This window comes from Kitasatospora sp. NPDC127060, assembly GCF_042724935.1.
Lineage (GTDB): Bacteria > Actinomycetota > Actinomycetes > Streptomycetales > Streptomycetaceae > Kitasatospora.
The window spans coordinates 1-24,594 of record NZ_JBHXEG010000031.1; the positions used below are offsets into that span (position 1 = coordinate 1).

General features: G+C 71.4%; 18 protein-coding genes and 5 pseudogenes. 8 read left to right on the forward strand and 15 right to left on the reverse strand.

Annotated elements, in window-relative coordinates; all coding sequences use genetic code 11:
* The 4 genes from ACFWIS_RS18770 to ACFWIS_RS18785 form a co-directional block, all read left to right on the forward strand.
* The coding region (locus tag ACFWIS_RS18770) for an ATP-binding cassette domain-containing protein (protein WP_380523911.1) at positions 1–703 on the forward strand (703 nt) is incomplete at its 5' end.
* Complete coding sequence (locus ACFWIS_RS18775) at positions 700–1,521, forward strand: ABC transporter permease subunit (protein WP_380457266.1); 822 nt, start codon at positions 700–702, stop codon at positions 1,519–1,521. The genes ACFWIS_RS18770 and ACFWIS_RS18775, both read left to right, overlap by 4 nt.
* 170 nt (positions 1,522–1,691) lie before the next feature.
* Positions 1,692–3,260, forward strand: coding sequence for an oleate hydratase (locus ACFWIS_RS18780; RefSeq protein ID WP_380457264.1), 1,569 nt, complete (start codon positions 1,692–1,694; stop codon positions 3,258–3,260).
* A 125-nt stretch (positions 3,261–3,385) separates the two neighbouring features.
* A complete protein-coding gene (locus ACFWIS_RS18785) occupies positions 3,386–4,003 on the forward strand; it encodes a hypothetical protein (protein WP_380457262.1) in 618 nt (205 codons plus the stop codon).
* A 202-nt stretch (positions 4,004–4,205) separates the two neighbouring features.
* On the opposite strand, the gene pflA is transcribed toward ACFWIS_RS18785, so the two are convergent.
* From pflA to ACFWIS_RS18815, 6 genes and pseudogenes are all read right to left on the reverse strand, one after another.
* On the reverse strand, positions 4,206–5,018 hold the full coding sequence (gene pflA / locus ACFWIS_RS18790; protein WP_380457260.1) for a pyruvate formate-lyase-activating protein: 813 nt from the start codon (positions 5,016–5,018) through the stop codon (positions 4,206–4,208).
* Between the two features lie 80 nt (positions 5,019–5,098).
* Positions 5,099–6,718, reverse strand: a pseudogene (locus ACFWIS_RS18795) (pyruvate formate lyase family protein); the annotation flags it as partial.
* Positions 6,719–6,749: 31 nt separating this feature from the next.
* Positions 6,750–7,823, reverse strand: a pseudogene (locus ACFWIS_RS18800) (aldehyde dehydrogenase family protein); the annotation flags it as partial.
* 239 nt (positions 7,824–8,062) lie between these two features.
* Positions 8,063–8,923 carry a universal stress protein gene (locus ACFWIS_RS18805; RefSeq protein WP_380454993.1) on the reverse strand — a complete coding sequence of 287 codons (861 nt, stop codon included), beginning with the start codon at positions 8,921–8,923 and terminating at the stop codon, positions 8,063–8,065.
* A 142-nt stretch (positions 8,924–9,065) separates the two neighbouring features.
* Entirely contained in the window at positions 9,066–9,890 is an 825-nt protein-coding gene (locus ACFWIS_RS18810) for a universal stress protein (protein ID WP_380454991.1), read from the reverse strand.
* 32 nt (positions 9,891–9,922) lie between these two features.
* A complete protein-coding gene (locus ACFWIS_RS18815) occupies positions 9,923–12,307 on the reverse strand; it encodes a phosphoketolase (protein WP_380454989.1) in 2,385 nt (794 codons plus the stop codon).
* A 301-nt stretch (positions 12,308–12,608) separates the two neighbouring features.
* On the opposite strand from ACFWIS_RS18815, the gene ACFWIS_RS18820 reads away from it, so the two are divergent.
* Together ACFWIS_RS18820 and ACFWIS_RS18825 are read left to right on the forward strand one after the other, a co-directional pair.
* Positions 12,609–14,198, forward strand: a complete 1,590-nt coding sequence (locus tag ACFWIS_RS18820; protein WP_380454987.1) for an oleate hydratase — start codon at positions 12,609–12,611, stop codon at positions 14,196–14,198.
* A 144-nt stretch (positions 14,199–14,342) separates the two neighbouring features.
* The gene (locus ACFWIS_RS18825; protein ID WP_380454986.1) at positions 14,343–15,218 is read left to right on the forward strand and encodes a universal stress protein; all 876 of its coding nucleotides are present in this window, start codon (positions 14,343–14,345) and stop codon (positions 15,216–15,218) included.
* Positions 15,219–16,247: 1,029 nt separating this feature from the next.
* Here the strand turns inward: ACFWIS_RS18825 and ACFWIS_RS18830 are convergent.
* From ACFWIS_RS18830 to ACFWIS_RS18850, 5 genes and pseudogenes are all read right to left on the reverse strand, one after another.
* The gene (locus tag ACFWIS_RS18830) at positions 16,248–16,736 is read right to left on the reverse strand and encodes a tyrosine-type recombinase/integrase (RefSeq protein WP_380523919.1); all 489 of its coding nucleotides are present in this window, start codon (positions 16,734–16,736) and stop codon (positions 16,248–16,250) included.
* Positions 16,694–17,230: pseudogene (locus ACFWIS_RS18835) on the reverse strand (tyrosine-type recombinase/integrase); the annotation flags it as partial. The pseudogene ACFWIS_RS18835 and the gene ACFWIS_RS18830, both read right to left, overlap by 43 nt.
* Positions 17,227–18,156, reverse strand: a complete 930-nt coding sequence (locus ACFWIS_RS18840; protein WP_380454985.1) for a tyrosine-type recombinase/integrase — start codon at positions 18,154–18,156, stop codon at positions 17,227–17,229. The gene ACFWIS_RS18840 and the pseudogene ACFWIS_RS18835, both read right to left, overlap by 4 nt.
* Positions 18,153–19,034, reverse strand: a complete 882-nt coding sequence (locus tag ACFWIS_RS18845; protein ID WP_380454984.1) for a site-specific integrase — start codon at positions 19,032–19,034, stop codon at positions 18,153–18,155. The genes ACFWIS_RS18840 and ACFWIS_RS18845 overlap by 4 nt, the downstream gene beginning before the upstream one ends.
* A 49-nt stretch (positions 19,035–19,083) precedes the next feature.
* Complete coding sequence (locus ACFWIS_RS18850; protein WP_380454982.1) at positions 19,084–19,257, reverse strand: hypothetical protein; 174 nt, start codon at positions 19,255–19,257, stop codon at positions 19,084–19,086.
* A gap of 270 nt (positions 19,258–19,527) precedes the next feature.
* On the opposite strand from ACFWIS_RS18850, the gene ACFWIS_RS18855 reads away from it, so the two are divergent.
* Positions 19,528–20,306, forward strand: a protein-coding gene (locus tag ACFWIS_RS18855; RefSeq protein WP_380455001.1) for an IS5 family transposase whose coding sequence is annotated in 2 segments (ribosomal slippage) — positions 19,528–19,855 and positions 19,855–20,306 — 780 coding nt in all. Because the reading frame shifts where the segments join, the coding sequence is not laid out codon by codon here.
* A 9-nt stretch (positions 20,307–20,315) separates the two neighbouring features.
* On the opposite strand, the pseudogene ACFWIS_RS18860 reads toward ACFWIS_RS18855, so the two are convergent.
* Positions 20,316–21,131 (reverse strand): annotated as a pseudogene (locus ACFWIS_RS18860) (NAD(P)H-binding protein); the annotation flags it as partial.
* Here ACFWIS_RS18860 and ACFWIS_RS18865 point away from each other — a divergent pair.
* Positions 21,128–21,394, forward strand: a pseudogene (locus ACFWIS_RS18865) (hypothetical protein); the annotation flags it as partial. The pseudogenes ACFWIS_RS18860 and ACFWIS_RS18865 sit on opposite strands and share 4 nt — an antisense overlap.
* A 385-nt stretch (positions 21,395–21,779) precedes the next feature.
* On the opposite strand, the gene ACFWIS_RS18870 reads toward ACFWIS_RS18865, so the two are convergent.
* Genes ACFWIS_RS18870 through argF form a run of 3 tightly spaced genes read right to left on the reverse strand, consistent with a single transcriptional unit; the run spans position 21,780 to position 24,591 of the window.
* Positions 21,780–22,565 carry an HPF/RaiA family ribosome-associated protein gene (locus tag ACFWIS_RS18870; protein WP_380454980.1) on the reverse strand — a complete coding sequence of 262 codons (786 nt, stop codon included), beginning with the start codon at positions 22,563–22,565 and terminating at the stop codon, positions 21,780–21,782.
* Between the two features lie 23 nt (positions 22,566–22,588).
* Positions 22,589–23,584 (reverse strand): carbamate kinase, encoded by a 996-nt coding sequence (locus ACFWIS_RS18875; protein ID WP_380454978.1) that lies wholly within the window; start codon positions 23,582–23,584, stop codon positions 22,589–22,591.
* Positions 23,585–23,586: 2 nt separating this feature from the next.
* Positions 23,587–24,591, reverse strand: a complete 1,005-nt coding sequence (argF, locus tag ACFWIS_RS18880) for an ornithine carbamoyltransferase (protein WP_380454977.1) — start codon at positions 24,589–24,591, stop codon at positions 23,587–23,589.
* Between the last annotated feature and the right edge of the window lie 3 nt (positions 24,592–24,594).

Here is a 24,594-nt window from a genome sequence, read left to right on the forward strand (position 1 = left end):
GCGCCTGGCCCCGCGCCTGGGCTACCTGCCGGGAGAACTTCGCCTGTACCCGGAGCTGACCGGTGCTCAGACACTGCGACTGCTCGGCGACCTTCAGGGCGCCGCGACGTCGCGGCGCGCGGAGCTGTGCGAGCGGCTCGGGCTGACGGTCGCCGACTTGGCCCGGCCGGTGCGGGAGTACTCGCGCGGTATGAAGCAGAAGCTCGGCCTGGTCCAGGCGCTCCAGCACGATCCCGAGCTGGTGGTGCTGGACGAGCCCACCGAGGGCCTGGACCCACTGGTCCAGGAGGTCTTCTTCGCGCTGCTGGCGGAGGCGTCGCACGCGGGACGTACGGTCCTGCTGTCGAGCCACGTGCTGCCCGAGGTGCAGCGCGCCTGCGGCCGGGTGGCGCTCGTGCGGGCGGGGCGGCTGGTGGCGGTGCGGGCCGTGTCCACCCTGCGGCAGGAGCGCGCCAGGCGGGTGCGGCTGGTGCTGGCCGACGGACTGGGTGCCCGGGGGCTGGGGTCGGCGGAGCGCTGGTCACCGCGCTGGCACGGGGACGAGGTCGAGTTGCTCGTCCCGCCGGCGGAGTTGGTCGCGGGACTCCGCGAGCTCCTGGTCGCGCTGCCGGTGGCGGACCTGTCGGTGGAGGAGGCCGGGCTGGACGAGGCGTTCCTCGACCTGTACCGGCAGGATGTCGAAGCAGCGGAGGTACGGTCGTGAGAGCCCGGTTCCCCTTGTTCTGGCTGGCTCTGTACCGGCGCCGCCGAATGGTGGCGTTCCTGGTGGCGGGCATGGTCGTCTTCGAGGCACTGATCGTGGCGGTCATCCGGGCGGTGCCGCCGACGCAACTGTTCGCCGGGGCCGGACCGGCCGGACCGGGGGCGTTGAAGGCGTTCTCCGGTTCGACCGGCGATGTCTCCATCGCCAGCTACGCCGGACTGCTCGGGGCCGGTCTGGTGCACCCGTTCTGGATCGCCATGCAGCTGACGGCGATCGGCTCGTTCGCGGCAGCGGCGGTCGCAGCTGACGTCGAGTCCGGCACCGTCGAGCTGCTGATTGTCCGTCCGGTCTCGCGCCTGCGGCTGCTGGCCGAGCGGACCTTCGCCGTGGGCGAGGCCTCGCTGGTGCTCAACGCCGCCGCCACCCTGGCGGTCGCCGGTGGCGTGGCACTCTCCCCCGACCTTCACCACGCGGTCCCGCTGCGCGGCGTGCTCGCGGCCGGCCTGGCGGGCTGCGCTTTCACGCTCTGCCTGTCCGGGCTGGCCCTGGCCGTCTCCGCCGCAGCTCGCCACCGGGCCCAGGTGATCGGCGCAACCATCGGGCTGGGGGCCGTCGGCTTCGCCGTCAACTTCATCGCCATGGCCTGGCATCCGGTCGCACCGCTGCGGTACCTGAGCCCGTTCCACTACTACACGCCCGGTGACGCACTCGCCCACGGGACGATCGCCTGGGGCCCGTTCGCCGTCCTGGTCGCCGTCGGGGCCGCCGGGATCGCCGCCGCGCTCCCGCTGCTGCAGCGCCGCGACTTGGCGCCCTGACGGCCGACCTGCCCGAGCTGCCGGGACCGTTGTTCCGCCACCGGGACCAATGGCCCACAGACCCGCACCTCAGCCGGGAGCAGGCTGGGGTCCACACCCCGATCGGCGCACCGCCGCGGCCGACCGATTCCGAACACCACAGCAGAACAGCAGAGTTGAGGAGCATTCCCATGGCAAAGGCATACCTGGTCGGCGGCGGCATAGCCGCCCTGTCCGCAGCGGCGTTCCTGATCCGCGACGGCGGCTTCACCGGCAGCGACATCCACGTCTTCGAAGAGCAGGAGGAGGCCGGCGGCAGCCTGGATGCGGGCGGCACGCCGGAAGCGGGCTACACGATGCGCGGCGGGCGGATGTTCGAGGCCCAGTTCCGCTGCACGTACGACCTGCTGTCCGGCATCCCGTCGCTGGACGACCCGGCGATCTCCGCCACGCAGGACATCATGAACTCCCACGAGGAGTCCCCGTGGGACGACGCCACCCGACTGGTCGGCGCAGGAGGGGCGATCCGCGACGGCCACACCATGGGCTTCTCCGAGCGCCACCGCCTGGAGCTGGTCGCCTGCCTGGCCACCCCCGAGCGGATGCTGGACGGCAAGCGGATCACCGACTGCTTCAGCGAGGGATTCTTCACCACCGACTTCTGGTACATGTGGTGCACCACCTTCGCCTTCGAGCCCTGGCACAGCGCGATCGAGTTCCGCCGCTACCTCAGGCGCTTCGTCCACCTGTTCCCGGAATTCGAGACCATGTCCGGAATCTACCGCACCCGTTACAACCAGTACGACTCGATCGTCCGCCCGCTGACCGCCTGGCTGCTGGAGCGCGGGGTGCGGATCCACACCGGCCACCGGGTGACCGACCTGTCCTTCCGAGCCGGGCCTGGCACGAGCGTCGAGCGCATCCACTTCACGGGTGCCCACGCCGACCTGCCGGTTGCCCCGGAGGACCTGGTGTTCGTCACCAACGGCTCCATGACCGCCGACTCCACCCTCGGCTCGCACACCGCCCCGCCGGAAGGCCCGCGCACCTCGCGCAGCCCCTCCTCCTTCCTGTTGTGGCACCGACTCGCCCGGGGCCGCGAGGACTTCGGCCGCCCGGAGGTGTTCGACCGCAGCGTCGCCGACTCCACCTGGGAGTCCTTCACCGTCACCGCCAAGGACCCGGCCTTCCTGGACTGGATGGAGACGTTCACCGGCCGTGCCACCGGTCGGGGCGGCCTGCTCACCCTCACCGACTCCCCGTGGCTGCTCACCGTCGTGGTCAACCGCCAGCCGGTCTACCAGCAGCAGCCCGAGGGCGTGTCCGTGTGGTGGGGCTACGGACTCTTCCCCGACAAGCCCGGCACCTACGTCCGCAAGCCCATGCGGGAGTGCAGCGGGGAGGAGATCCTCCAGGAGGTCCTCCACCACCTGGCCGTGGACGCCGCCACCGCGGAGCGCGTCGTCGAGGCGTCCACCGTCATCCCCTGCCTGATGCCCTACATCACCAGCCAGTTCCTGGTCCGCAGCCACGGCGACCGTCCGCAGGTCGTCCCGGAAGGCTCCACCAACCTCGCCTTCATCGGCCAGTACGCCGAGGTCCCCGACGACGTCGTCTTCACCGTCGAGTACTCCGTGCGCACCGCCTGGACCGCTGTGGCGCAGCTCCTCGGCCTGGACCGGCAGCCCCCGGCCGTCCACAAGGGCCACCACGACCCGCACGTCCTGGCTCAGGCCCTGCACACCATGCACCGCAAGTGACGGTGGGAGGTCCGGGCCCCGGGCCCGGACCTCCCACCGAGCCGCCCGCGGCCTCGCGCCACCGCAGCACACTCGCACATCACCAACTCACCATTCCGGCAGCGGAACGAGCGAAGGAACCCACCATGGCCGTCCACCACGCCCGCACCTCCCGGATGCCCCGCCGCTTCACGGCCAGGCTCCACCGCCTCACCGCACAGCCGGCCGACAAAGCCGCCGCCGGCACAGCGACAGCAAGCACGGCCCTGGCCGCCACCCGGGTCGGCCTCGGCTTCGTGTTCCTGTGGGCCTTCCTCGACAAGGCTTTCGGCCTCGGCTACGCCACCACCAGCACCGCCGCCTGGGTCAAGGGCGGCTCACCCACAAGGGGCTTCCTCAGCCACGTCTCGGCCGGCCCGCTCCAGTCCACCTTCCACCACTGGGCCGGACAGGCATGGGCCGACTGGCTGTTCATGCTCGGCCTGCTCGGTATCGGTCTCGCTCTCATCGGCGGGATCGGCCTGCGGATCGCGGCGGCGAGCGGGACCCTGCTGCTGGCCATGATGTGGGCCGCCGAGTGGCCGCCCGCTCGCCACCTGGCGAACGGCGCCGCCAGCGGCTCCAACAACCCCATCGCCGACTACCACCTCGTCTACGCCCTGCTGCTGATCGTGCTGGCCGCCGCCTCCGCCGGCGACGGCTGGGGGCTGGGCCGCCGCTGGGCCGCTCTCCCCGTCGTGCGCGACCACCCCTGGCTGCGCTGACCGCCCACCGCAACGCAGTGGCCGACCGCGACACGATCGCGGTCGACCACTGCGTTTCTCTCCGGCACAGGTTCACAAGCGTCCCGCCACCCGGATCGGCGCTGCCCCGAGCACTGGCACACGCCACGAGCACGACGAAGCTCCCAGGTCGGTCGAGAGTTGTTGGTCTCGACCAACCGGGGAGCGAATGTGGCTTGCGCGATCAGACGGCGTGCAGCCCATGGGCGGCGAACACGGCTCGGGCCGCGGTCAACTGGTCGCGGGTCGGCGTCGGGGCGTCGGCGAGGGCGAACTCCAGGTCGAGCGCGCGCCATTTGGCAGCGCCGAGCCTGTGAAAGGGCAGGATGTCGACCCGGGTGACGTTGCCGAGGGAGGCGGTGAAGGCTGCGACGCCCTCGATGTTCTCGGCGAGGTCGGTAAGCCCGGGAACGAGGACGAAGCGGACCCAGACCTCTGCGCCGAGGCCGGCCAGCCGGCGGGCGAAGTCCAGGGTGGGGGCGAGCCGCTGCCCGGTCAGGTGCCGGTAGAGCCCACGGTCCCAGGACTTGATGTCGAGCAGGACGAGGTCGGTGTCGGCGAGCAGCGTGTCGGTGGCGCGGGCGCCGAGGAAGCCCGAGGTGTCCAGGGCGGTGTGCAGGCCGAGTTCGTGCTTGAAGCGGTGGAGCAGCTCGCCGGTGAGAGCCGGCTGGAGCAGCGGCTCGCCACCGCTGATCGTCGCGCCGCCGCCGCTGGCGTGGATGAACTCGGTGTACTTGGCGGCCTCCTGGACGATCTCGTCGGCGGTGGTGCGTCGGCCGTCGCGCAGGTGCCAGGTGTCGGGGTTGTGGCAGTACATGCAGCGCAGTGGGCAGCCTGCCAGGAAGGCGACGAAGCGCGTGCCCGGGCCGTCGACTCCGGTCGACAGGTCCCAGGAGTGCAGCATGCCGGTCACCGGGCACACCCCCGTCCTGCCCGCGGGCGGACAGGACGGGGGTGTGGCGACGCCGGCCGATCCGGGGACGGAGGCTTCGGTCATTCCGGTTCTCCTTGCGCAAAGGCGCGGTGCCGACACCCGTGGTCGGGGAGGGTGTCGGCACCGCGTGCTGGTGGGCGCGGCTACAGCGCGCCGTGGAAGGTGCGGCCGATCACGTCGAGCTGCTGCTCGCGGGTGAGGCGGACGAAGTTGACCGCGTAGCCGCTGACCCGGATGGTCAACTGGGGGTAGTTCTCCGGGTGTTCCATGGCGTCCAGCAGGGTCTCGCGGTTGAGGACGTTGACGTTCATGTGGAAGCCGTGGCATGTGGTGTACCCGTCGAGCACGCCGACCAGGTTGGCGATCCGCTCCTCCTGCGTGCGCCCGAGCGCGTCGGGGGTGACGGTGTTGGTGAGCGAGATGCCGTCCTCGGCCTGCTGGTAGGGGAGTTTGGCCACGGACAGGGCCGCGGCGACGTACCCGTGGCGGTCGCGTCCGTTCATCGGATTGGCGCCCGGGGAGAACGGTTCGCCGGCCTTGCGGCCGTCCGGGGTGGCGCCGGTCTTCCCCCCGTAGACGACGTTCGAGGTGATGGTCAGGACGGACTGGGTGTGCTCGGCTCCCCGGTACGTGGGGTGCTTGCGCACCTTCGCCATGAACTCCTCGACCAGCCGGACGGCGATCGCGTCGGCCCGGTCGTCGTTGTTGCCGTACGCGGGGTAATCCCCCTCGACCAGGTAGTCCACGGCGAGCCCGGTCTCGTCCCGCACGGGCCTGACCTTCGCGTGCTTGATGGCGGAGAGCGAGTCTGCGGCCACCGAGAGCCCGGCTATCCCGCAGGCCATGGTGCGGCGGACCTCCCGGTCGTGCAGGGTCATCTCGATCCGCTCGTAGGCGTACTTGTCGTGCATGTAGTGGATGACGTCGAGCGCGTGGACGTAGGTCTCGGCCAGCCACTCCATCTGCTGGTCGAGCTTGGCCAGCACGGCGTCGTAGTCGAGCACCTCGTCGGTGAGCGCGCCCGTCTCGGGGCCGACCTGGGCGCCGGACTTCTCGTCCCGGCCTCCGTTGATCGCGTAGAGCAGGGTCTTGGCGAGGTTGACCCGGGCGCCGAAGAACTGCATCTGCTTGCCGACGGCCATCGCGGAGACGCAGCAGGCGATGGCGGTGTCGTCGCCGAAGCGCGGGCGCATCAGTTCGTCCGACTCGTACTGGATGCTAGAGGTGTCGATGGACACCTTGGCGCAGAACTCCTTGAAACCTCGCGGGAGTTGCGTGGACCAGAAGACGGTCAGATTCGGCTCGGGGGCGGGGCCGAGGTTGTAGAGGGTCTGCAGGTAGCGGAAGGAGGTGCGCGTCACCAGCGGCCGTCCATCCGTCGCGATACCGCCGATGGACTCCGTCACCCAGGTCGGGTCACCGGAGAACAGCTCGTCGTACTCTGGGGTGCGCAGGAAGCGCACGATCCGCAGCTTGATGACGAAGTCGTCGATCAGCTCCTGCGCCTGCTCCTCGGTCAACCGACCCGCGTCGAGATCCCGTTGCAGGTAGATGTCGAGGAAGGTGGAGGTGCGGCCGAGCGACATCGCGGCGCCGTTCTGCTCCTTCACGGCGGCCAGATAGGCGTAGTAGAGCCACTGGGCCGCCTCGCGGGCGGTCGTGGCCGGGCCTGAGACGTCATGTCCGTAGCTCGCGGCCATCTGCTTGAGCTCGCCCAAAGCCTTGATCTGCTCGGCGAGTTCCTCGCGCTCCCGAATGGTCTCCTCCAGCCGCGACGGGTCTCGCGGCAGCTGGTCTCTCCCGGGTCAGCGGCTCGGTCGGCCCGACCCGCTCCGTGTCCACCAGGATCACCGAGGTGTCTGCCGGTACCTCGAACCCTGCCGATGCGGCGATCTCCTGGGCGCTGCGGCCCACCACGTCGGCGTTCAGCCGCTCCCCCGCGCAGGAAGTCCCGTCCCCGGCTCCGAACAGGTACCGCTCCAGCAGCGACTTCTCCTCGGCGCTCGCGTGGTACGCCTTCAGCGTGCGGAACTCGGCGAGCGCCGCGTCGCGGATCTCCGCGTCCAGGATGACGGCCTGCTCGGAGGCGCAGATCATGCCGTTGTCGAAGGTCTTCGACAGCACGATGTCGTTGACGGCCCGCCGGATGTCGGCGCTCCTCTCGACGTAGGCGGGGACGTTGCCGGCGCCGACGCCGAGGGCCGGCTTGCCGCAGGAGTACGCTGCCCGGACCATCGCGTTGCCGCCCGTCGCCAGGATGGTGGCCACGTCCGGGTGGTTCATCAGGGCGTGGGTGGCCGCCATCGACGGCTCCTCGATCCACTGGATGCAGGAGCGCGGCGCTCCGGCCGCCACCGCCGCGTCCCGCACGATCCGGGCCGCCTCGGCCGAGCAGCGCTGGGCGGCGGGGTGGAAGGCGAACACGATCGGGTTGCGGGTCTTCAGCGCCAGCAGGCACTTGAAGATGGTGGTGGAGGTGGGGTTGGTGACCGGGGTGATGCCCGCGACCACGCCGACCGGCTCGGCGATCTCCACGATCCCGTCGATCTCGTCCCGGTGCACCACCCCGACGGTCTTCGTCCGGGCCATCACGTGGGTGACGTTCTCGCAGGCGAACACGTTCTTCACGGCCTTGTCCTCGAACAGGCCGCGCCCGGTCTCCTCCACCGCCAGGGCGGCGAGGCCGGTGTGCTGGGCCAGTGCGGCCAGGGACGCCTTCTTGACCATGTGGTCGACCTGCTCCTGGGTGAAGTCGGCGTAGTCCCCAAGAGCCGTCAGCGCGTCGGTGACCAAGGCGTCGACGGCAGTGGCGGGTGCCGGGGCGGGGACGGGAAAAGCCGGCTCCTCGGTCTGCGGGCGGCGGGGCATGGCGGGACCACCTTTCGGTTCTTCGTCCGGGGATCGAGCGCCGGCGGGCGTCGCCCGCGCTTCCACTGAGAGCCTTCCCGAGCGGCGCACCACGGGGAGGCGGCCGTTGGGGTACACCTGCGGGCCGAAGGTCCCTCGTTCACAGGCTGCCGGGGGCCGGCCACGCCCCGGGGCCCACACGCAGGTGGCCGTGGCAGGACCGGGTGTCGGTCCTGCCACGGCCACCATGGCGTCGTCGATCAGTCGTGCGGCACCACCGCGACCGGGCCGTGCGTGTGGTGCAGCACCGCGTGGGCCACGGTGCCCAGCCCGGGCACGGCCGGCCGGTTCCTCGGGGTCCGCCGGCCCACCACCACCAGGGAAGCGCTGCGAGATGCCTCCACCAGCGCCTTTCCGGCCGGCCAGCCGGTCACCTCGGCTTCCACGCTCACCTCGGGGAACTTCTTCTGCCAGGGCGTCAGCGTGTCCTGGAGCCGGACCAGCGCTGCGGCTGCCAACGCGGCCGTGATCTCCGGCGGATCCAGCGGAGCCGCCGTCACGTACCCCCCGGTGGGCAGATCGCGGCTCTCCAACACCCGCAGGTTCGCTCCCCGTTCGGCGGCCTCCTCGAAGGCGAAGGCGAGTACCTCGGCGCCGGGCCGGCTGCTGTCCACCCCGACCACGACGTCACCGGGCGCGCCGCCCTGGCCGTCCGCGCCCGCCCTGACCAGGATCACGGGGCATGCGGCGTGCGCGGCCGCGCGCAGCGCCACCGAGCCGACCACGAGCCCGGTGAGCCCGCCCAACCCTCGCGAGCCGAGCACCAGCTGCCCCTCGCGTTCTCCGGCGGCGATCAGTGCGTGCACCGGGCTGCCGGGGACGTGCTCGCAGGAGACGTCCAGGCCCGGCAGCACCTCCACGAGGTGGCCGCGCAGGGCGAGCACCGCCCGGGGCAACGACTGGGTCTGGTCCACCGGCGCCGCCGACAGCTCCGGCTCGGCTCCACCGGCGTGGATCATCCGCAGCGCCATGCCGCTCCGGTGGGCCTGGTAGGCCGCCCACTCGGCCGCGGCCGCGCTCTGCGCCGATCCGTCGACTCCCACCACCACGGCATGGGACATGATCACGACCTCCTCCGTTCAGCGGCCGCGGCACCGATGCGCCCGACCTCGGGTCTGACAGACAGCCTCGCGGCCGACGAGGGTCGGCCACAGGGGCCGACCAGTCCCCGGCCGGTACCGAAGGTCCCGGCCGGGGCCGCGCTCACGCCTCGGGCACGACCGCCACCGGGCAGGCGGCGTGGTGCAGGACGGCGTGGGCCACCGGGCCGAGGACACCGAACCCGTCCGCCGCCCGGCGGCCCACCACCAGCAGCCGAGCCTTCGCGGACGCCTCCACCAGCACCTGACCCGGTGCGCCGCCCACGGCGTCCTCGACGACCTCGACGCCGGAGTGGGCCGCCTTCCAGGGCTCCAGGACCCGGGCGAGCAGGGCCGCCTCGCCATACCGGCGCTCGCCGGCCCCCACCACCGCCGGACCCGCCCCGGCGTGCACGACCCGCAGCGGCAGGCCGTAGCGTCGCGCGGCGAGGAGGGCGAAGTGGAGTGCCGCCTCGGCGGGGCGGCGGGCGTCCAGCCCCACCACCACGTGCTCGCGCGGGTGCGCGCCCGGCTCCTCCACAGGGAGCAGCACCGTGGGACAGCCCGCCCGCGCGGCGATGTGCAGTGCGGTGGAGCCGACCCGCAGCTCCGGGAAGCCGCCGCTGCCGCGTGCCCCGAGGACCAGCAGTTCGGCGTCCTCGCCTGCGGCGACCAGTGCCGAGGTGACGGCGTCGTGGACCTCGTCGGTGCGGACCGGCAATTGGGGGTGGCGCACCGCGAGGACGTGCCGGACCTCGTGGAGGAGGTCGCCGCTGGGCCGGGCCGGCCGGCTCCAGCTGGGGAGCAGGTGCGGCATCAGGGGAAGGGCGTGCAGTACGCGCAGCGGTCGGTCGCGCAGCAGTGCCTCGCGTGCGGCCCAGTCGGCGGCGGCCAGGCTGGCTTCGGAGCCGTCGACGCCGACGGTGACGGTCAGGTCCATGGTGCTCATCTCCCTTTGGTGGGGGTGCCGGCCGGGCCGGGTCAGCTGCCCGGCTGCCAGTCGGCGATCTCCGGCAGGTCGGTGCCGTGTTCGCGGATCCAGTCGTGGTGCCGGCTGCGCTGGTCGGTCATCGCTTGCCGGACGGCGGCGGCGCGCACCGCGAGGTCAGGGACACGGTCGATGACGTCCATGACGAGGCGGTAGCGGTCGAGGTCGTTGCGGACGACCATGTCGAAGGGGGTGGTCGTGGTGCCGGACTCCTTGTAGCCACGCACGTGCAGCTGCGGGTGGACGGCGCGGCGGTAGGCGAGGCGGTGGATCAGCCACGGGTAGCCGTGGTAGGCGAAGATCACCGGCTTGTCGCGGGTGAAGAGGGCGTCGAACTCGGCGTCGGGCATGCCGTGCGGGTGTTCCTCGGCGGGCATCAGCCGGGCCAGGTCGACCACGTTCACCACCCGCACCGCCAGCTCGGGCAGGTGACGACGCAGCAGCTCGGCTGCGGCGATCACCTCCTGGGTCGGCACGTCCCCGGCGCATGCGAGCACGACGTCGGGCTCGCGGGTTCCGTCGCCGCTGCCGGCCCACTCCCAGATCCCCACGCCGCGTGCGCAGTGCGCCCGGGCCTCGTCCAGGGTGAGCCAGTCGAAGCAGGGCTGCTTGCCGGCAACCACGACGTTGACGTAGTCGCGGCTGCGCAGGACGTGGTCGGCGGTGGCGAGCAGGGTGTTGGTGTCCGGCGGGAAGTAGACGCGGACGGCCTCGGGGCTCTTGTTGAGGACGTGGTCGACGAAGCCGGGGTCCTGGTGGGAGAAACCGTTGTGGTCCTGACGCCAGACGTGTGAGGTGAGCAGGTAGTTGAGCGAGGCGATGGGAGCGCGCCAGGGGATCGTCCGGGTGGTGCGCAGCCACTTGATGTGCTGGTTGACCATCGAGTCGACGATGTGGACGAAGGCCTCGTAGCAGGAGAAGAGGCCGTGGCGGCCGGTCAGCAGGTAGCCCTCAAGCCAGCCCTGGCAGGTGTGTTCGGAGAGGATCTCCAGCACGCGGCCGTCGCGGGCGAGATGTTCGTCGACCGGCAGTGTGGCGGCCTGCCAGGCCTTTCCGGTAACGCCGTAGACGGCCTGGAGGCGGTTGGAGGCGGTCTCATCCGGGCCGACCAGCCGGAAGTCGCGGCGCTCGGCGGTGTCGGCCATCACCTGTTCGAGCAGGTCGCCCAGCACCCGGGTCGGCTCGTGCAGCGTTGCGCCCGGCTCGTCGACGGGAACGGCGTAGTGCTCCAGCTCGGGCAGGGGCAGCTCGCGCAGGAGCAGGCCGCCATTGGCATGCGGGTTGGCGCCGAGCCGGTGACGGCCCTCGGGGACGCAGTCGAGGACCTGGGCGGTGGGCCGACCCTGCTCGTCGAAGAGTTCCTCGGGCCGGTAGGAGCGCAGCCACGCCTCCAGCTGCGCGAGGTGCGCGGGGTTGGTTCGGACCTGGTCGAGCGGCACCTGGTGGGCCCGCCAGGTGCCCTCAACCGGCACACCGTCCACCTCGTGCGGGCCGGTCCAGCCCTTCGGGGTGCGCAGCACGATCACCGGCCACGCCGGGCGCTCGGTGGCCCCGTCCTCGCGGGCGGCTCGCTGGATGGCGGCGATCCGCTCCAGGGCGGTGTCCATGGCGGCGGCCATCGCGCGGTGCACGGCCGTCGGGTCGTCCCCGGTGACGTACAGCGGATCGTGGCCGTAGCCGCGCAGCAGCGCGTCCAGCTCGGCCTCCGGCAGGCGGGCGAGCACCGTCGGGTTGGCGATCTTGTAGCCGTTGAGGTGCAGGATCGGCAGGACCGCGCCGTCGTGCACCGGGTCGAGGAACTTGTCGCTGTGCCAGGAGGCGGCCAGCGGCCCGGTCTCCGCCTCCCCGTCGCCGATCACGCAGGCGACCAGCAGGCCGGGGTTGTCGAAGGCGGCGCCGTAGGCGTGCGAGAGCGCGTAGCCGAGCTCGCCGCCCTCGTGGATGGAGCCGGGCGTCTCGGGCGCGACGTGGCTGGGAACTCCGCCGGGGAAGGAGAACTGCCGGAACAGCTTCGCCATGCCCTCGCCGTCGCGGGTGACGGACGGGTAGGTGTCGCTGTAGCTGCCCTCCAGCCAGGAGCCGGCCAGCACCGCCGGGCCGCCGTGGCCCGGGCCCCAGACGCAGATGGCGTTCAGGTCATGCCGGGAGATCATCCGGTTGAGGTGGGTGTACACCAGGTTCAGGCCCGGTGAGGTCCCCCAGTGGCCCAGCAACCGGGGCTTGATGTGCTCGGGGCGCAGCGGCTCGCGCAGCAGCGGGTTGGCCATCAGGTAGATCTGGCCCGCCGCCAGGTAGTTGGCGGCCCGCCAGTGGGCGTCGAGCGCGTGCAGCTCCTGTTCGGGCAGCTCGCCGGGCGCCGGGCTGACGATTGCGGACATGGCTGGGTCTCCTCGGGATCGGTGGGCTTCGCCGGCCGCCGACGGCGGACCATCCCATCGTCACGCCACGCGTTCGGCCGGGCCCAGGGCCGACCGGGCCACAATCCGGCCGCGTGGGAAGGACGTGCGACCCACCCCGCCGCCTATGTCACCCGGACGGCCGCAGCGTGACGGACCGGGCGGGACCTGCGGCACCGGGGATGTGGTCTGTATGGCCCTGCCCGGATCACTCCGGGTGCCGGAGGCTGGGCGGCGCCTGCCGAGGAGCGTAGGCGAACGCCACAAGGACGGGGAAAGAGCCATGATCGACAGTGGGCGTCACGCGAAGGCCTACCTGGTCGGCGGCGGGATCGCCGCCCTGGCCGCCGCGGCCTTCCTGATCCGGGACGGCGACGTCCCCGGCGAGAACATCCACATCCTGGAGCAGCTGCCCCTGGCGGGCGGCTCACTCGACGGCCGGAGCTCACCGGACCAGGCGTACGTGACCCGCGGCGGGCGGATGCTGGAGGATGAGGCGTACACCTGCCTCTGGAACCTGCTGGAGACGATCCCGACCCTGGACGACCCGGGGGTGTCCGTCCGCCAGGAGATCATCGACTTCAACCGGGCATGGCCGACCGACGCCAGGGCCCGGCTGATCGACCGCGACCACCGCATCCTCGATGCCGCCCGCCTCGGCCTCGACGCGCACGACCGGCTCGAACTGACCCGGCTGCTGGTCATGCCCGAATCGGTGATCGGCGCGCGCCGGATCGACGAGCTGTTCTCCGAGCACTTCTTCGCCACCAACTTCTGGGCGATGTGGCGCACCACCTTCGCCTTCCAGAACTGGCACAGCGCCATCGAGCTCAAGCGCTACCTGCTGCGCTTCCTCCAGGAGTTCCCCCGTATCCACACCCTGGCCGGTGTGCGCCGCACCCGCCTCAACCAGTACGACTCCATCGTCCGGCCGCTCACCGCGTGGCTGCTGGAGCACGGGGTGCGCTTCGAGCACGGCGTCACCGTCACCGACGTCGACTTCACCGAGCGGGACGGGATCCGCCGCGCCAGGCGCCTGCACCTCGACCGCGAGGGCCGCCATGACGAGGTCGAACTCGCCGACCTCGACCTGGCGTTCATCACGCTCGGTTCGATGACCGCCGACGCCGCCTACGGCGATGACCACACCGCGCCCGAGCTGATCCGGGACAAGCGCGACGGCAGCTGGACGCTCTGGGAGACCCTCTCCCGCAAGGCGCCGGACTTCGGCCGACCGGCCGTCTTCAACGGCAGCATCCCCGAGGCCGCCTGGGAGTCGTTCACCCTCACCATGCGCAGCCCCACCCTGCTGAAGCGGATCGAGGAGTTCAGCGGGAACGCCCCTGGCACGGGCGCGCTGATGACCTTCAAGGACTCGCCCTGGCTGATGTCGATCGTCGTTCCCCGCCCGCCTCACTTCGACGGCCAGCGGGACGACGTGTTCACCCTGTGGGGCTACGGCCTGTTCATCGACACGCCGGGCGAGCACACCGGCAAGGCCATGGCCGAATGCACCGGGCAGGAGATCCTCACCGAACTCCTGGGCCAGCTCGGCTTCGCCGACCTCGCCGACGAGGTCCGCGCCACCACGACCGTCACCACCGTGATGATGCCCTACATCACCAGCCAGTTCGCCCGCCGCGACGTGCACGACCGCCCGCGCGTGATCCCGCACGGCGCCCGCAACTTCGCCCTCCTCGGCCAGTACGTCGAGATCCCCGAGGACGTCGTCTTCACCGTCGAGTACTCCGTACGCGGCGCCATGCACGCCGTCCACCAACTGCTCGGCCTCAGCCTGCCCATCCCGCCGGTCCACCACGCCCTGGCCGAACCCGCCACGGCCCTGCGGGCCCTGCGGACCGCCTTCGCCTGAACACCAGGGCCGAGCTGGCGCCTGGTACGGGACCTTCGGGCCGCCCGCCGGGCGCCGGTCGGCCCTGGCCGGGCAGCTCGCGCCCGCGAAGACCGGCCCGACACGATCACCGCATCCCGCCCGTCCCGGAGAGGAAATCCCCCCATGGCCGACTACCTGCTCGCCGCCATCGACGGCTCGGCGCCGAGCATCGCCGCCGCCCGCTGGGCGGCCGACGAGGCCACCCGCCACGACCTGCCGCTGCGCCTGGTCCATGCCCAGACCTGGCTCGACGACCTCCACGCCGACCCCGGCCAGCCGGCCGACGTCCGTGCCCTGACGACGCGCATGCTCTCCGACGCCAAGCAGGCGGTCCAGGTCACCCATCCGAGCCTGGAGATCCGCGCCGAGCTGATCGGGGGTGGCGAGCCTGTCGACGTGCTGATCGACGCGGCCGCCGACGCGCGCACGCTGGTCCTCGGCTCCCGCGGGCTCGGCGGCTTCGGAGGGCTCATGGTCGGCTCCATCGGCCTTGCCGTCGCCGCCCGCAGCGAGGCCCCTACCGTGCTCGTCCGCGCCGGCGAGACCGAGCGCTCCGCCGGGCCCGACGGACCCGAGGTGGTCGTCGGCATCGATACCCGCGAGCCCGCCGCGGACGTCCTCGACTTCGCGTTCGGCGAGGCCGCGCGGCGCGGGGCGGTGCTGCGCGCCGTACACGGCTGGACGCCGCCGCCGGTGTGGGGCTACGCCGGGTGGGTGTCCCCGCAGCCTGAGGCCGAGCAGTTCCGGGCGATCGAGGACGAACTCCTCACTCTGGCGATGACCGGCTGGCGGGAGAAGTACCCCGAGGTCGCGGTGATCCAGGACAGCCGGATCGGCAGCGGCGCCGCAGCACTGGTCGACGCCTGCGCCGACGCGGACCTCCTCGTGGTGGGCCGCCGGCGCCGCCCGCACCACCACGCCGGGATGCGGCTCGGGCCGGTCGCCCACGCCGTAATCCACCACGCCCAGTCACCGGTCGCTGTCGTCCCGCACGACTGACCCGCCCACCACATCGAGGGTGATGAGGATGGTCGGAATTCACCAAGGATCTGGTCGCCTCAGCTCGTCCACTGCGCAATGAAGTGAGGAGTCTGGGCAACGGGCAGCGGCGTGCTGAGGGCAGGACGACCGGAGGTCGTCGCGCCCTGGTGATCGGTGCGCTGGGGAACATTCCGGCTGCTCGGTGCGTCTGATCTCCCTGCCTATGGCGTCGATGCTTGTCGCTTGGCCGAAACTTGGACGGCGGCTGGTCATTGCCCGCCGCCGTCCGTCGCGGCGTCTTAGGGGACATCTCATTTGGATGAATGAGTAGGCTTCACGTGTGACGATCGTGGAGCGTCTCGTCCCAGACCTATGCCGAGACCGCGACTATGCCGAGAAGGATGTGGGCGAGCGTGATCGTGGGCAGCGTGACGGCTGTTCTGCTCGGCATAGTCGACGGCGGGGAGGGTCTATCCGGCCCAGGGGGTCGGTCCCTGCTTGAGGACGTCGAGCTCGCGCGTCTGGTCGGTGGGCCAGAGGTCGATCTGGTAGAGAAAGTGATCGCCGGGGCCGCCGTTGGTGTCGCCGGCCGGTGGGTCGGAGGGGATTGTAGGACACCCGGACTCGCAACAGCCCTGCGGGGACAGTGATGCTTGGCCCGTCCTCCGGGTGGACTCCCGGGCTGGAGACGGCGAGTTGGCCAGTCGGGGCAGCCAGGTCCGCCTCCACGATGTGCTCAGCCGTCGGCTCGATCATGGGCGCGGACGTGTGGATGCTGATCAGCGATTCGACCATGTCGTCCCGCGCGGTGCCGACGGAGATGGAGTGCGGTTCCACCCCGATGCGGTGGATGTGGACTGCTTCCTCGGTCCAGCCGGCTGGCGGGAGATCCGGGTCTGTCGCGTGTTCAGCCATCCACGCGTCATAGGGCTCAAGATCTTGGACATAGAACTGCCCGTGATCGGCATCGATCAGGAACTTCAACGAATCATCAGCCACCACTGCAGGCTATCGAAGCGGACTGTCACTGCCGGCTGGGCTCGCGGCTCACAGGCGGTCGAGGAACGCAAGGACCTTGTCGGTGGGCTGGTAGCGGCCGGGGCGGGCGGTGACCGGTGCGGTCAGGGAGAGTGCCTTCTCCTTGATGGTCATGTCGGCGTGGACGTAGGCGTCGGTGGAGCGGACGCCAGCGTGGCCGAGCCAGAGCGCGATCACTGTGGTGTCGACACCGGCCTGGAGCAGGGACATCGCGCAACTGTGGCGTAGGACGTGGGGGTGGACGCGCTTGTCGAGGAGGGTCGGGCAGGTTGCGGCGGCAGCCTGGACATGGATGGCCAGGCGCTGGGCGACGGCGTCGCGGGTGAGGCGCCGTCCGGTCCGGGTGCAGAACAGCGGTTCGCCGCGCTTGCCGGAGCGTTCTCCGAGCCAGGCCCCAGCAGGTCCTGAACGCTGCGGTCCAGGGGGACGGCGCGGTGCTTGCGGCCCTTGCCCTCGCAGCGCACGGACGCGCCCTCGCCGAGCGTGACGTCGTCGCAGTCCAGGCCGGTGAGTTCGGAGACCCGCAGGCCGGTCTGGACGGCCAGGGCCAGCATCGCCTTGTCCCGTCGTCCCTCCCATCGCCGCGGATCCGGTGCCGCGAGCAGGGCGTCGACCTCTGCTGCCGTCAGGGAGGTGACGTTCCTCTTGTCGCACCGTTTGGGCGGGATGTCCAGGACGCGCTGGATCAGGAGGGCGTGTTCGGGGTGCTGCAGGGCGGCGTAGGAGAAGAGGGAGCGGATCGCAGTCAGCCGGACGTTGCGGGTGCTGTTGCCGCGTTCGTCCTCCAGGTAATTGAGGAAGGCGGAGACAGCGTCGGCGTCCAGGTCGCTCCAGCCCAGTCTCTCCGGGGCGATGCCCGTGCGTTGGTGGACGAACCCGAGGAGGAGGCGGAGCGCGTCGCGGTAGGCGGCGACGGTACGCGGGCTCACCTGGCGCTGGCGGACCAGCCGGTCGGTGAAGAACGACTGGAGAGTGGGGGCGATCGAGGTCACGGCCGTGCCGCCTTTCCGATGCCTTCGCGGCGGTCCGCCGCCAGGGCCAGCAGTTCCGGGGCCGCTGACATGTACCAGTAGGTCGAGGACGGTTCCCGGTGCCCGAGGTAGGTGGACAGGGACGGGATCCTCGCCTGAACATCGGCGCCGTCGCGATACCACGCCAGCAGGGTGCGGACGGCGAAGGTATGGCGGAGGTCATGCAGCCGAGGCGGGTTGGGGGCGTGGGTCCCGACGCCGGCACCGGTCACCATCTGTCGGAACGTGGGGGCGACGACGGCGTAGATCAGACGCTTCCGGGTGCGCGAGACGAAGAACGACGGGTCCGCGGGACGCGGCACGTCCTGGTCGCGGAGGGCGTCGTAGCGGCGGAGCGCGTCGACGCCGCTGGCGTCCAGGGGAACCAGCCGGGACTTGCCGAACTTGGTCTCCCGGATCCGCAGCACGCCCTCGGCCCAGTCGATGTCGTCGTGGTCGAGCTTGATGGCCTCTCCGACCCTCAGGCCGGTGGCGGCGAGCAATCCGACCAGGGTGCGGTAGGTGGCCGCGCGCAAGGGCGGGCCGAGCCTGTCGGCCTGCCCCGTCACCGCGGTGACGTCGGCGTCGGAGTAGATGAACGGCTGCCGCCAGCGCTGCCGGTGCGGCAGCAGGCCCAGCGGCGGGACCTCGGTTGCCGGGTCGATGCCACTGAGATAGCGGGCGAAGCCGCGGACCGCAGTGATCCGGCGCGGGCTCACGGTCGTCACCGCCTCGCCTTCCCGCGCCCGGACCCAGGCCAGCGCGGCGGCGACGGTCACCGTGCTCTGCCCACGTTCGTCCAGGAAGGCGACGAAGTCCGGCAGCAGCCAAGCCGCCTCGGCCAGCTTGTGCCCCAGCGACCGACGGAGCCGCAGGTAGTCATCGAGTGCCTGACGCAGTCCGGTCACGCCGCCTCCGTCCCGGGCCAGGGGCGGGCGACCGCGCGGAGCGCGGTGAAGTCGACCTTCGCGTAGAGCGCGGTCGTGGCCAGGTCCTGGTGGCGCAGGACCTGGCTGATCGCCGTCAGCCCGGAGCCCTGCCGCAACATCTCCCCGGCCAGGGCGTGCCGGAGCCGGTGCGGGCCGACCGTCGGCAGCCCGGCCCGCTTGCAGGCCCGTTCCACCACGTCGCCCACCAGGTCGGCGCGGATCGGTCCGCGCGGCGCCCGGTCGGTGACGAACAGGCGACGGGTGTCGACCTGGGGACGGGCTTCGGACAGGTAGGCGACCAGGGCCTCGCCGACATCGACCGGCAGGGGCAGCCGGTCCTCCCGCCGCCCCTTGCCGCGAATCGCGATCTCCCCCGAGCGCCAGTCCACGTCCTCCAGTCGCAGCCGCGACACCTCGACCGAGCGCAGGCCCAGTCGGGCCAGCAGCGTCAGGATGGCGTAGTCACGGACACCGACACCGCCCGAGCGCGGACAACAGTCCAGGAGCCTCTGGACATCGGCCGCGGACATCGTCGGCGGGACCGCCGCCAGGCGCCAGCCTCCGACCGGCGGCACGGACGCTCCGAGCTTCATCGGGATCAGCCTCCGCAGGTGCAGAAACCGCATCAGCGAACGCAGTTCGGCGACCTTCCCCTTCGCCGAGCCGGCCGAGACCCGCGCGCACTCCCGCAGCAGGAACGCGCTCAGGTCCGCGCCGCTCAACCCGGCCGGGGAGAACACCCCGCCCGGCATGGCCTGCTCGGCCAGGAAGCAGCGGGCGGTGTTCGCATAACGCAGGACGGTGGTCGGCGACAGCCCGCGCTCGCCGGTCATCCAGTCGCGGAACTCCTCCAACACGCCATCCAGTGGCGACACTTCCGCCCTGGGCGGCGGGACGAGCCCGGCCTCACGCAGATAGGCGAGCAGGGGCCGCATCCCACGCGGTCCCGGGAGCCGACGGCGGCCTGCCTGCCTGCCGCTGGTCGGCCAGGAACCGCTCCACGGTTGCCTCGCCGAGATCGCCGATCTCAAGCCCCAGCCCGGACAGCCACACCCCGACCTGGCCCAGATCCTTGAGCATGTTCCGGATGGTCAACGTGGTGTATCCCCGCGCCGTCAGCCAGGACCTGTACCCCTCGACATACGGCGCGAGAGCACCGGCCTTCCTGCGTGTCCCCGCCATTGGGACCCCCTTCCCGCAAGGCGCCCTGCCTCGCGGTCAGGTGCTGCCCACCCTCGGCACTATGCAGAGATCCGAAGGCCCGGATTCACGCGAACGAGGGCGTGGCGTGGCAATCTTCGGCATAGTCGCGGTCTCGGCATAGGTCGATCTATGCCGATATCCGCATAGATCGACGAGTTGTGGGAGCTGTTCCAGTTGGTGGTGCCGGAGGCGCCAACCCGGCCGCAGGGAGGTGGCCGACGGCGCTACGGCGACCGGGAGGTTCTGGCGGCGATCGTGTTCGTCGCCACCTCGGGGTGCACCTGGGCCCAACTGCCGCCCTGTTTAGGCCCGTCCGGGCCCACCGCGCACAGGCGTTTCACCGAGTGGAGCAGGGCGCGGGTGTGGGCCAAGCTCCACCGGGTCGTCCTGGACGAGCTCGGCGCGCGCGGCGAGCTGGACTGGTCGAGGTGCGCGGTCGACTCGGTGAACATGCGGGCCCTGAAAAGGGGGAGCTGACAGGCCCGAATCCTGTTGATCGGGGCAAGTATGGGTCGAAGATCCACCTGCTCACCGAACGTGCCGGTTTACCCCTGTCACTCGCGGTCTCCGGGGCCAACGTCCACGACAGCCAGGCCCTGGTCCCACTCGTCGACGCCATTCCACCGATCCGCTCGCGGCGAGGCCCGAGACGGCGCAGGCCCGGCAAACTACACGGCGACAAAGCCTACGACCACCGCTTCATACGTTCCTACCTGCGTCGCCGGCAGATCCCCGCCCGCATCGCCCGCCGCGGCATCGACTCGTCCAGTCTTCTCGGCCGGCACCGCTGGGTGATCGAGCGCACCGTGGCCTGGCTCGGTGGCTTCCGCCGCCTCCATCGCCGCTACGAACGCAAGGCCGACCACTTCGCCGCCTTCGCCAGCATCGCAGCAGCCATCATCTGCACCCGCAGACTCCCCAAATGAGATGTCTTCTTAGTGGAATTCGGCTGCGTGTTCCTGGCACCACTGGCGGAAGGTCCGCGGGGCGATGCCGGTGAGGTTGGTGATGTCGTCGCTGACGACTCCGGCGCGTCCGGCGCGGAAGAGTTCGTTGAGGTTCTGCACGGCGACGGCCATCTCGGGCGGGGTGCCCTGCTCGATGCTCTGCCGGGCGAACTGCTCGGGGGTGACCGGAACGAACTCGACGGGCCGTCCCAGGACATCGGCGAGGATCTCCACCTGCTCGCGGGCGGTGAGTGCCTGGGGGCCGTTCAGGATGTAGGCGCAACCGGCGTGGTTGTCCTGGGTGAGGGCGACGGCGGCGACGCGGGCGATGTCGAAGGGGTCGACGGGCACGGTCTTGCCGGGGTCGCTCGCGTCGTAGACGCGGCCTTCGTCGCGGATGGTGGGCAGCCACCACGTCGCGTTCGACATCAGGGCGTTGGCGCGCAGGTAGGTGACGTCGAGCCCGGAGTCGCGGAGGATCTGGTCGCGGGCGGCGATCCTGGCTCCGATCACGGGCAGCGGTTCCAGGACGGTGCCGACGGAGGACAGCACCACGAGCTTGTGGACTCCGGCGGTGCGGGCGGCCTTGATCATGTTCTCGGCCTGCGCGGGCAGCGAGGCGAGCTGCATGAAGAAGACGCCGTCGATGTCGCGGGCGGCCCCGGTCAGGCTCTCGGCGTCGTCCAGGTCGCCGACGGCGATGTCGATGCCGGCCGGGAGAAGTTCGGCGCGCGAGGCACTGCGGACCAGGGCCCGCACGTGGTGGCCCTGCTCGTGGAGCTGGCGTCGCCTCCCGCTACCCGGCCGACCGCCAGCTGGCCGCCATGATCCGCGACTTGCGCCGGTCGAACACCGACTTCGCCCGACTGTGGGACGGCTCCGCCGTCGCGCACCACGCCAGCGGACGCAAGACCATCGACGACCCCCAGGTCGGCGCGATCGAACTCGACTGCGACGTTCTCTCCCTCCACGGCGCGGACCTGCGCATCATCGTCTCACCGCCGCCCTCGGCAGCGAAGCCGCCGACAAACTCCGCCTCCTGTCCGTCATCGGTCTCCAGGACATGACCTCGCCAACCCCCAGCCCACCCGCCCACGCGAAGGATCGCGGCCTGGAGACCGCCTGAGCCTTGGGCACCGCGTCACCACCCGAAGGGTGAGGAAGTCAAAGCGCCGTCAAGGGCGGTGGACCCCGGAAACCCCAGGCGTTCACCGCCCTCTTCGTCTGCCCGGCTCGTAGAGGACGGTGGACCCGACGCCTCGGCCGCACTCCGCGGCCCTGTCGGCAGGGCAGGTGGCGCCGTGTAGCCGTATCTCACCGGGCAACCCCAGCACCCGAGTTCGCCACCACGCGCACCCGAGAACGCGAAAGCCGGGGACGGCCCCCACACCGTCCCCGGCTCCGCACTTCCCCCGGTCGAACCCCCACAGCCGCCGGGCAGGCCCGCGCCCCCTACAGCACGGGAGTGATGAGGCCGTAGTGGCCGTCGTAGCGGTGGTACAGCACGTTGCCGCGGCCGGTGGCCGCGTCGGTGAAGAACACGAACGGCAGGCCGCCGAGGTCCAGACGAGCGACCGCCTCGGCGACGGCGAGCCGCGGTGCGCCGAGCGTGCTCAGCGGCAACCCCGGCACCGGTTCGGCATGAGGCTCCGTGGTCGCCAGCCGGTAGCCGCCGTCGGCCGGGTCGCGGTGGACCACGCTGTCGCGGCCGCTCACCGCGTCGGTGAACAGGTGGAAGTCGTAGTCCATGGCTTCGAGTTCGAACACCGCCTCCCAGGCGGTCTGCCGCACCAGGCTGTAGGACTTGTGCCGCACGATCCGCCGCTCCTGCGCGCTGCCGGCGTGGCGCTGCGGGCGGTGCTCGTGCCGAGCGCCGTCCGGCGGGCCGACCGGTGCGGTCGCGTGGTGGCGGTGGTGGTCCCGGTGGTGGCGGACGCGGGCGATCCGGGCGTTCAAGCGGTCCTGGAGCAGGTCGACGGCCTCCTGCATGGTGGCGGCGGCCACGTGGGCGCGCACCGGCCTGCCGTTGAGGTCGACGACGGCTTGGGCGAGCGAGGGCTTCGCCATCGCGTGGTTGGCCTCCTGGATGAGCTTGACCCGGGCGGCGAGGACCGGCTCGTCCAGCCGCTCCAGTACGGCGAGCATCTTCGTCCGTGCGTAGTCGGGCGCGGCCAGGGTGACCTCGCCGCGGGTCTCCACCAGGACGTCGGTGGCGGGCCCGGTCTGCAGACGGTTCATCACAGTTCTCTTTCCTGATGAGTTCAGACTGTCGCGTGCGGTGCGGCCGGACCGTGGGCCGAGTGTCCCGTCGGCAGGGCCGAAGGGCCCCGGTCGCCCGGTGCGGGCAGCGCGCGGACCGTGGTGCCGGTGGTGCCGAGGAGCGCGCCGAGGGCGTTGTCCAGCGGGCCGATGGCGGCGAGGTTGCCGGTGTGTTCGGCGAAGGCGGCGGCGGCTTCGGCCTTGGGCCGCATCGAGCCGACCGGCAGGTCGAGTTCGCGCAGCCGCTGGGGAGTGACGGTGGTCAGCGCCCCCGGGTGGGCGGCGCCGAAGCGGGTGAACACGTGGGTGACGTCGGTGAGGATCAGCAGGGCGTCGGCGTCGAGCTGTTCGGCGAGCAGCGCGGCGGTGCGGTCCTTGTCGACGACGGCCTCGACACCCCGCAGCAGGCCGGTGTCCGGGTTTCGCACGACCGGCACACCGCCACCACCGGCGGCGATCACCACCGAGCCGGTCGCCAGCAGGGCGCGGATGGCGGGCAGCTCGACGATGGCACGCGGCTCCGGCGACGGCACGACCCGGCGGTGGTGGGCCCCGTCGCGGGCCGTCGTCCAGCCGCGGTCGAGTTCCATCATCCTGGCTCGGGGTTCGGTCAGTTGACCGCCGATGAACTTGTCCGGGCGCTGGAAGGCGGGGTCATGGGAGTCGACCTCGGTGTGGGTGACCAGGGCGGTGACGGCGCGGCCGGGCAGTCGGCCGGCGAGCTCCCGGACGAGCAGGGTGCCGATCATGCCCTGGGTCTGGGCGCCGAGGACGTCCAGCGGGTAGGGGACGGTCAGGGCGGGGTCGCTCTCGCTCTCGACGGCGAGCATGCCGACCTGTGGGCCGTTGCCGTGGGTGATCACGAGTTCGTGTCCGGCGAGGACGAGTTCGGCCAGCGAGCGGGCGGCGTCGTGGACATGGTGCTGCTGGACGGCTGCGTCGGGGTGCTCGCCCCGCTGGAGCAGGGCGTTTCCGCCGAGGGCGGCGACGATGCGCATGGTCAGTTGCTCCCGAGGGTGGCGACGAGGATCGCCTTGATGGTGTGCATGCGGTTCTCGGCCTGGGTGAAGACGAGGGAGGCGGGCGACTCGAAGACCTCGTCGGTGACCTCCAGGCCCTCCAGCCCGCGTTCGGCGGCGAGTTCGGCGCCGAGGTCGGTGCGGTGGTCGTGCAGGGCGGGCAGGCAGTGCAGGAAGGCGGTGTCCGGGTTGCCGGTGGCGGCCATGGTCCGGGCGTTGATCTGGTACGGGAGCAGCAGGTCGATGCGCTCCTTCCACCGGTCGTGGTCCTCGCCCATCGAGACCCAGACGTCGGTGTAGAGGTAGTCCGCGCCGCGCACGGCGTCCTCGACCTGGTCGGTGAGGGTGAACCGGGCGCCGGTCTCCTGGCCGAGCAGCAGACACTCGGAGACCAACAGGGGGTCGGGCCACAGCTCCCGCGGGGCGGCGATCCGCACGTCCATGCCGAGCAGGCTGCCCATCACCATCAGGGAGTTGGCGGTGTTGTTGCGGGCATCGCCGAGGTAGCAGAAGGAGATTTCCTCCAGCGGTTTGCGGCTGTGCTCGCGCATGGTGAAGACGTCGCACAGGCTCTGGGTCGGGTGGCACTGATCGGTCAGGCCGTTGTAGACCGGTACGCCGGCGTGGGCGGCGAGTTCGGTGACGGTGTCCTGGGCGAAGCCGCGGTACTCGATGCCGTCGTACATCCGCCCCAGCACCCGGGCGGTGTCGGCGACGGACTCCTTGTGGCCGATGTGGGAGCTGTCGGGGCCGAGGTAGGTGGTGGTGGCGCCCTGGTCGGCGGCGGCGACCTCGAAGGCGCAGCGGGTGCGGGTGGAGTTCTTCTCGAAGATCAGGGCGAGCCGGCGGCCCGTCAGGTGCGCCGCCTCGGTGCCGGCGCGCTTGGCGGTCTTGAGCTCGGCGGTGAGGTCGAGCAGGTAGTGGATCTCGTTGGCGGTGAAGTCGAGTTCGCGCAGGTAGTGGCGGCCGTGCAGGGGGCTGGTCATGGT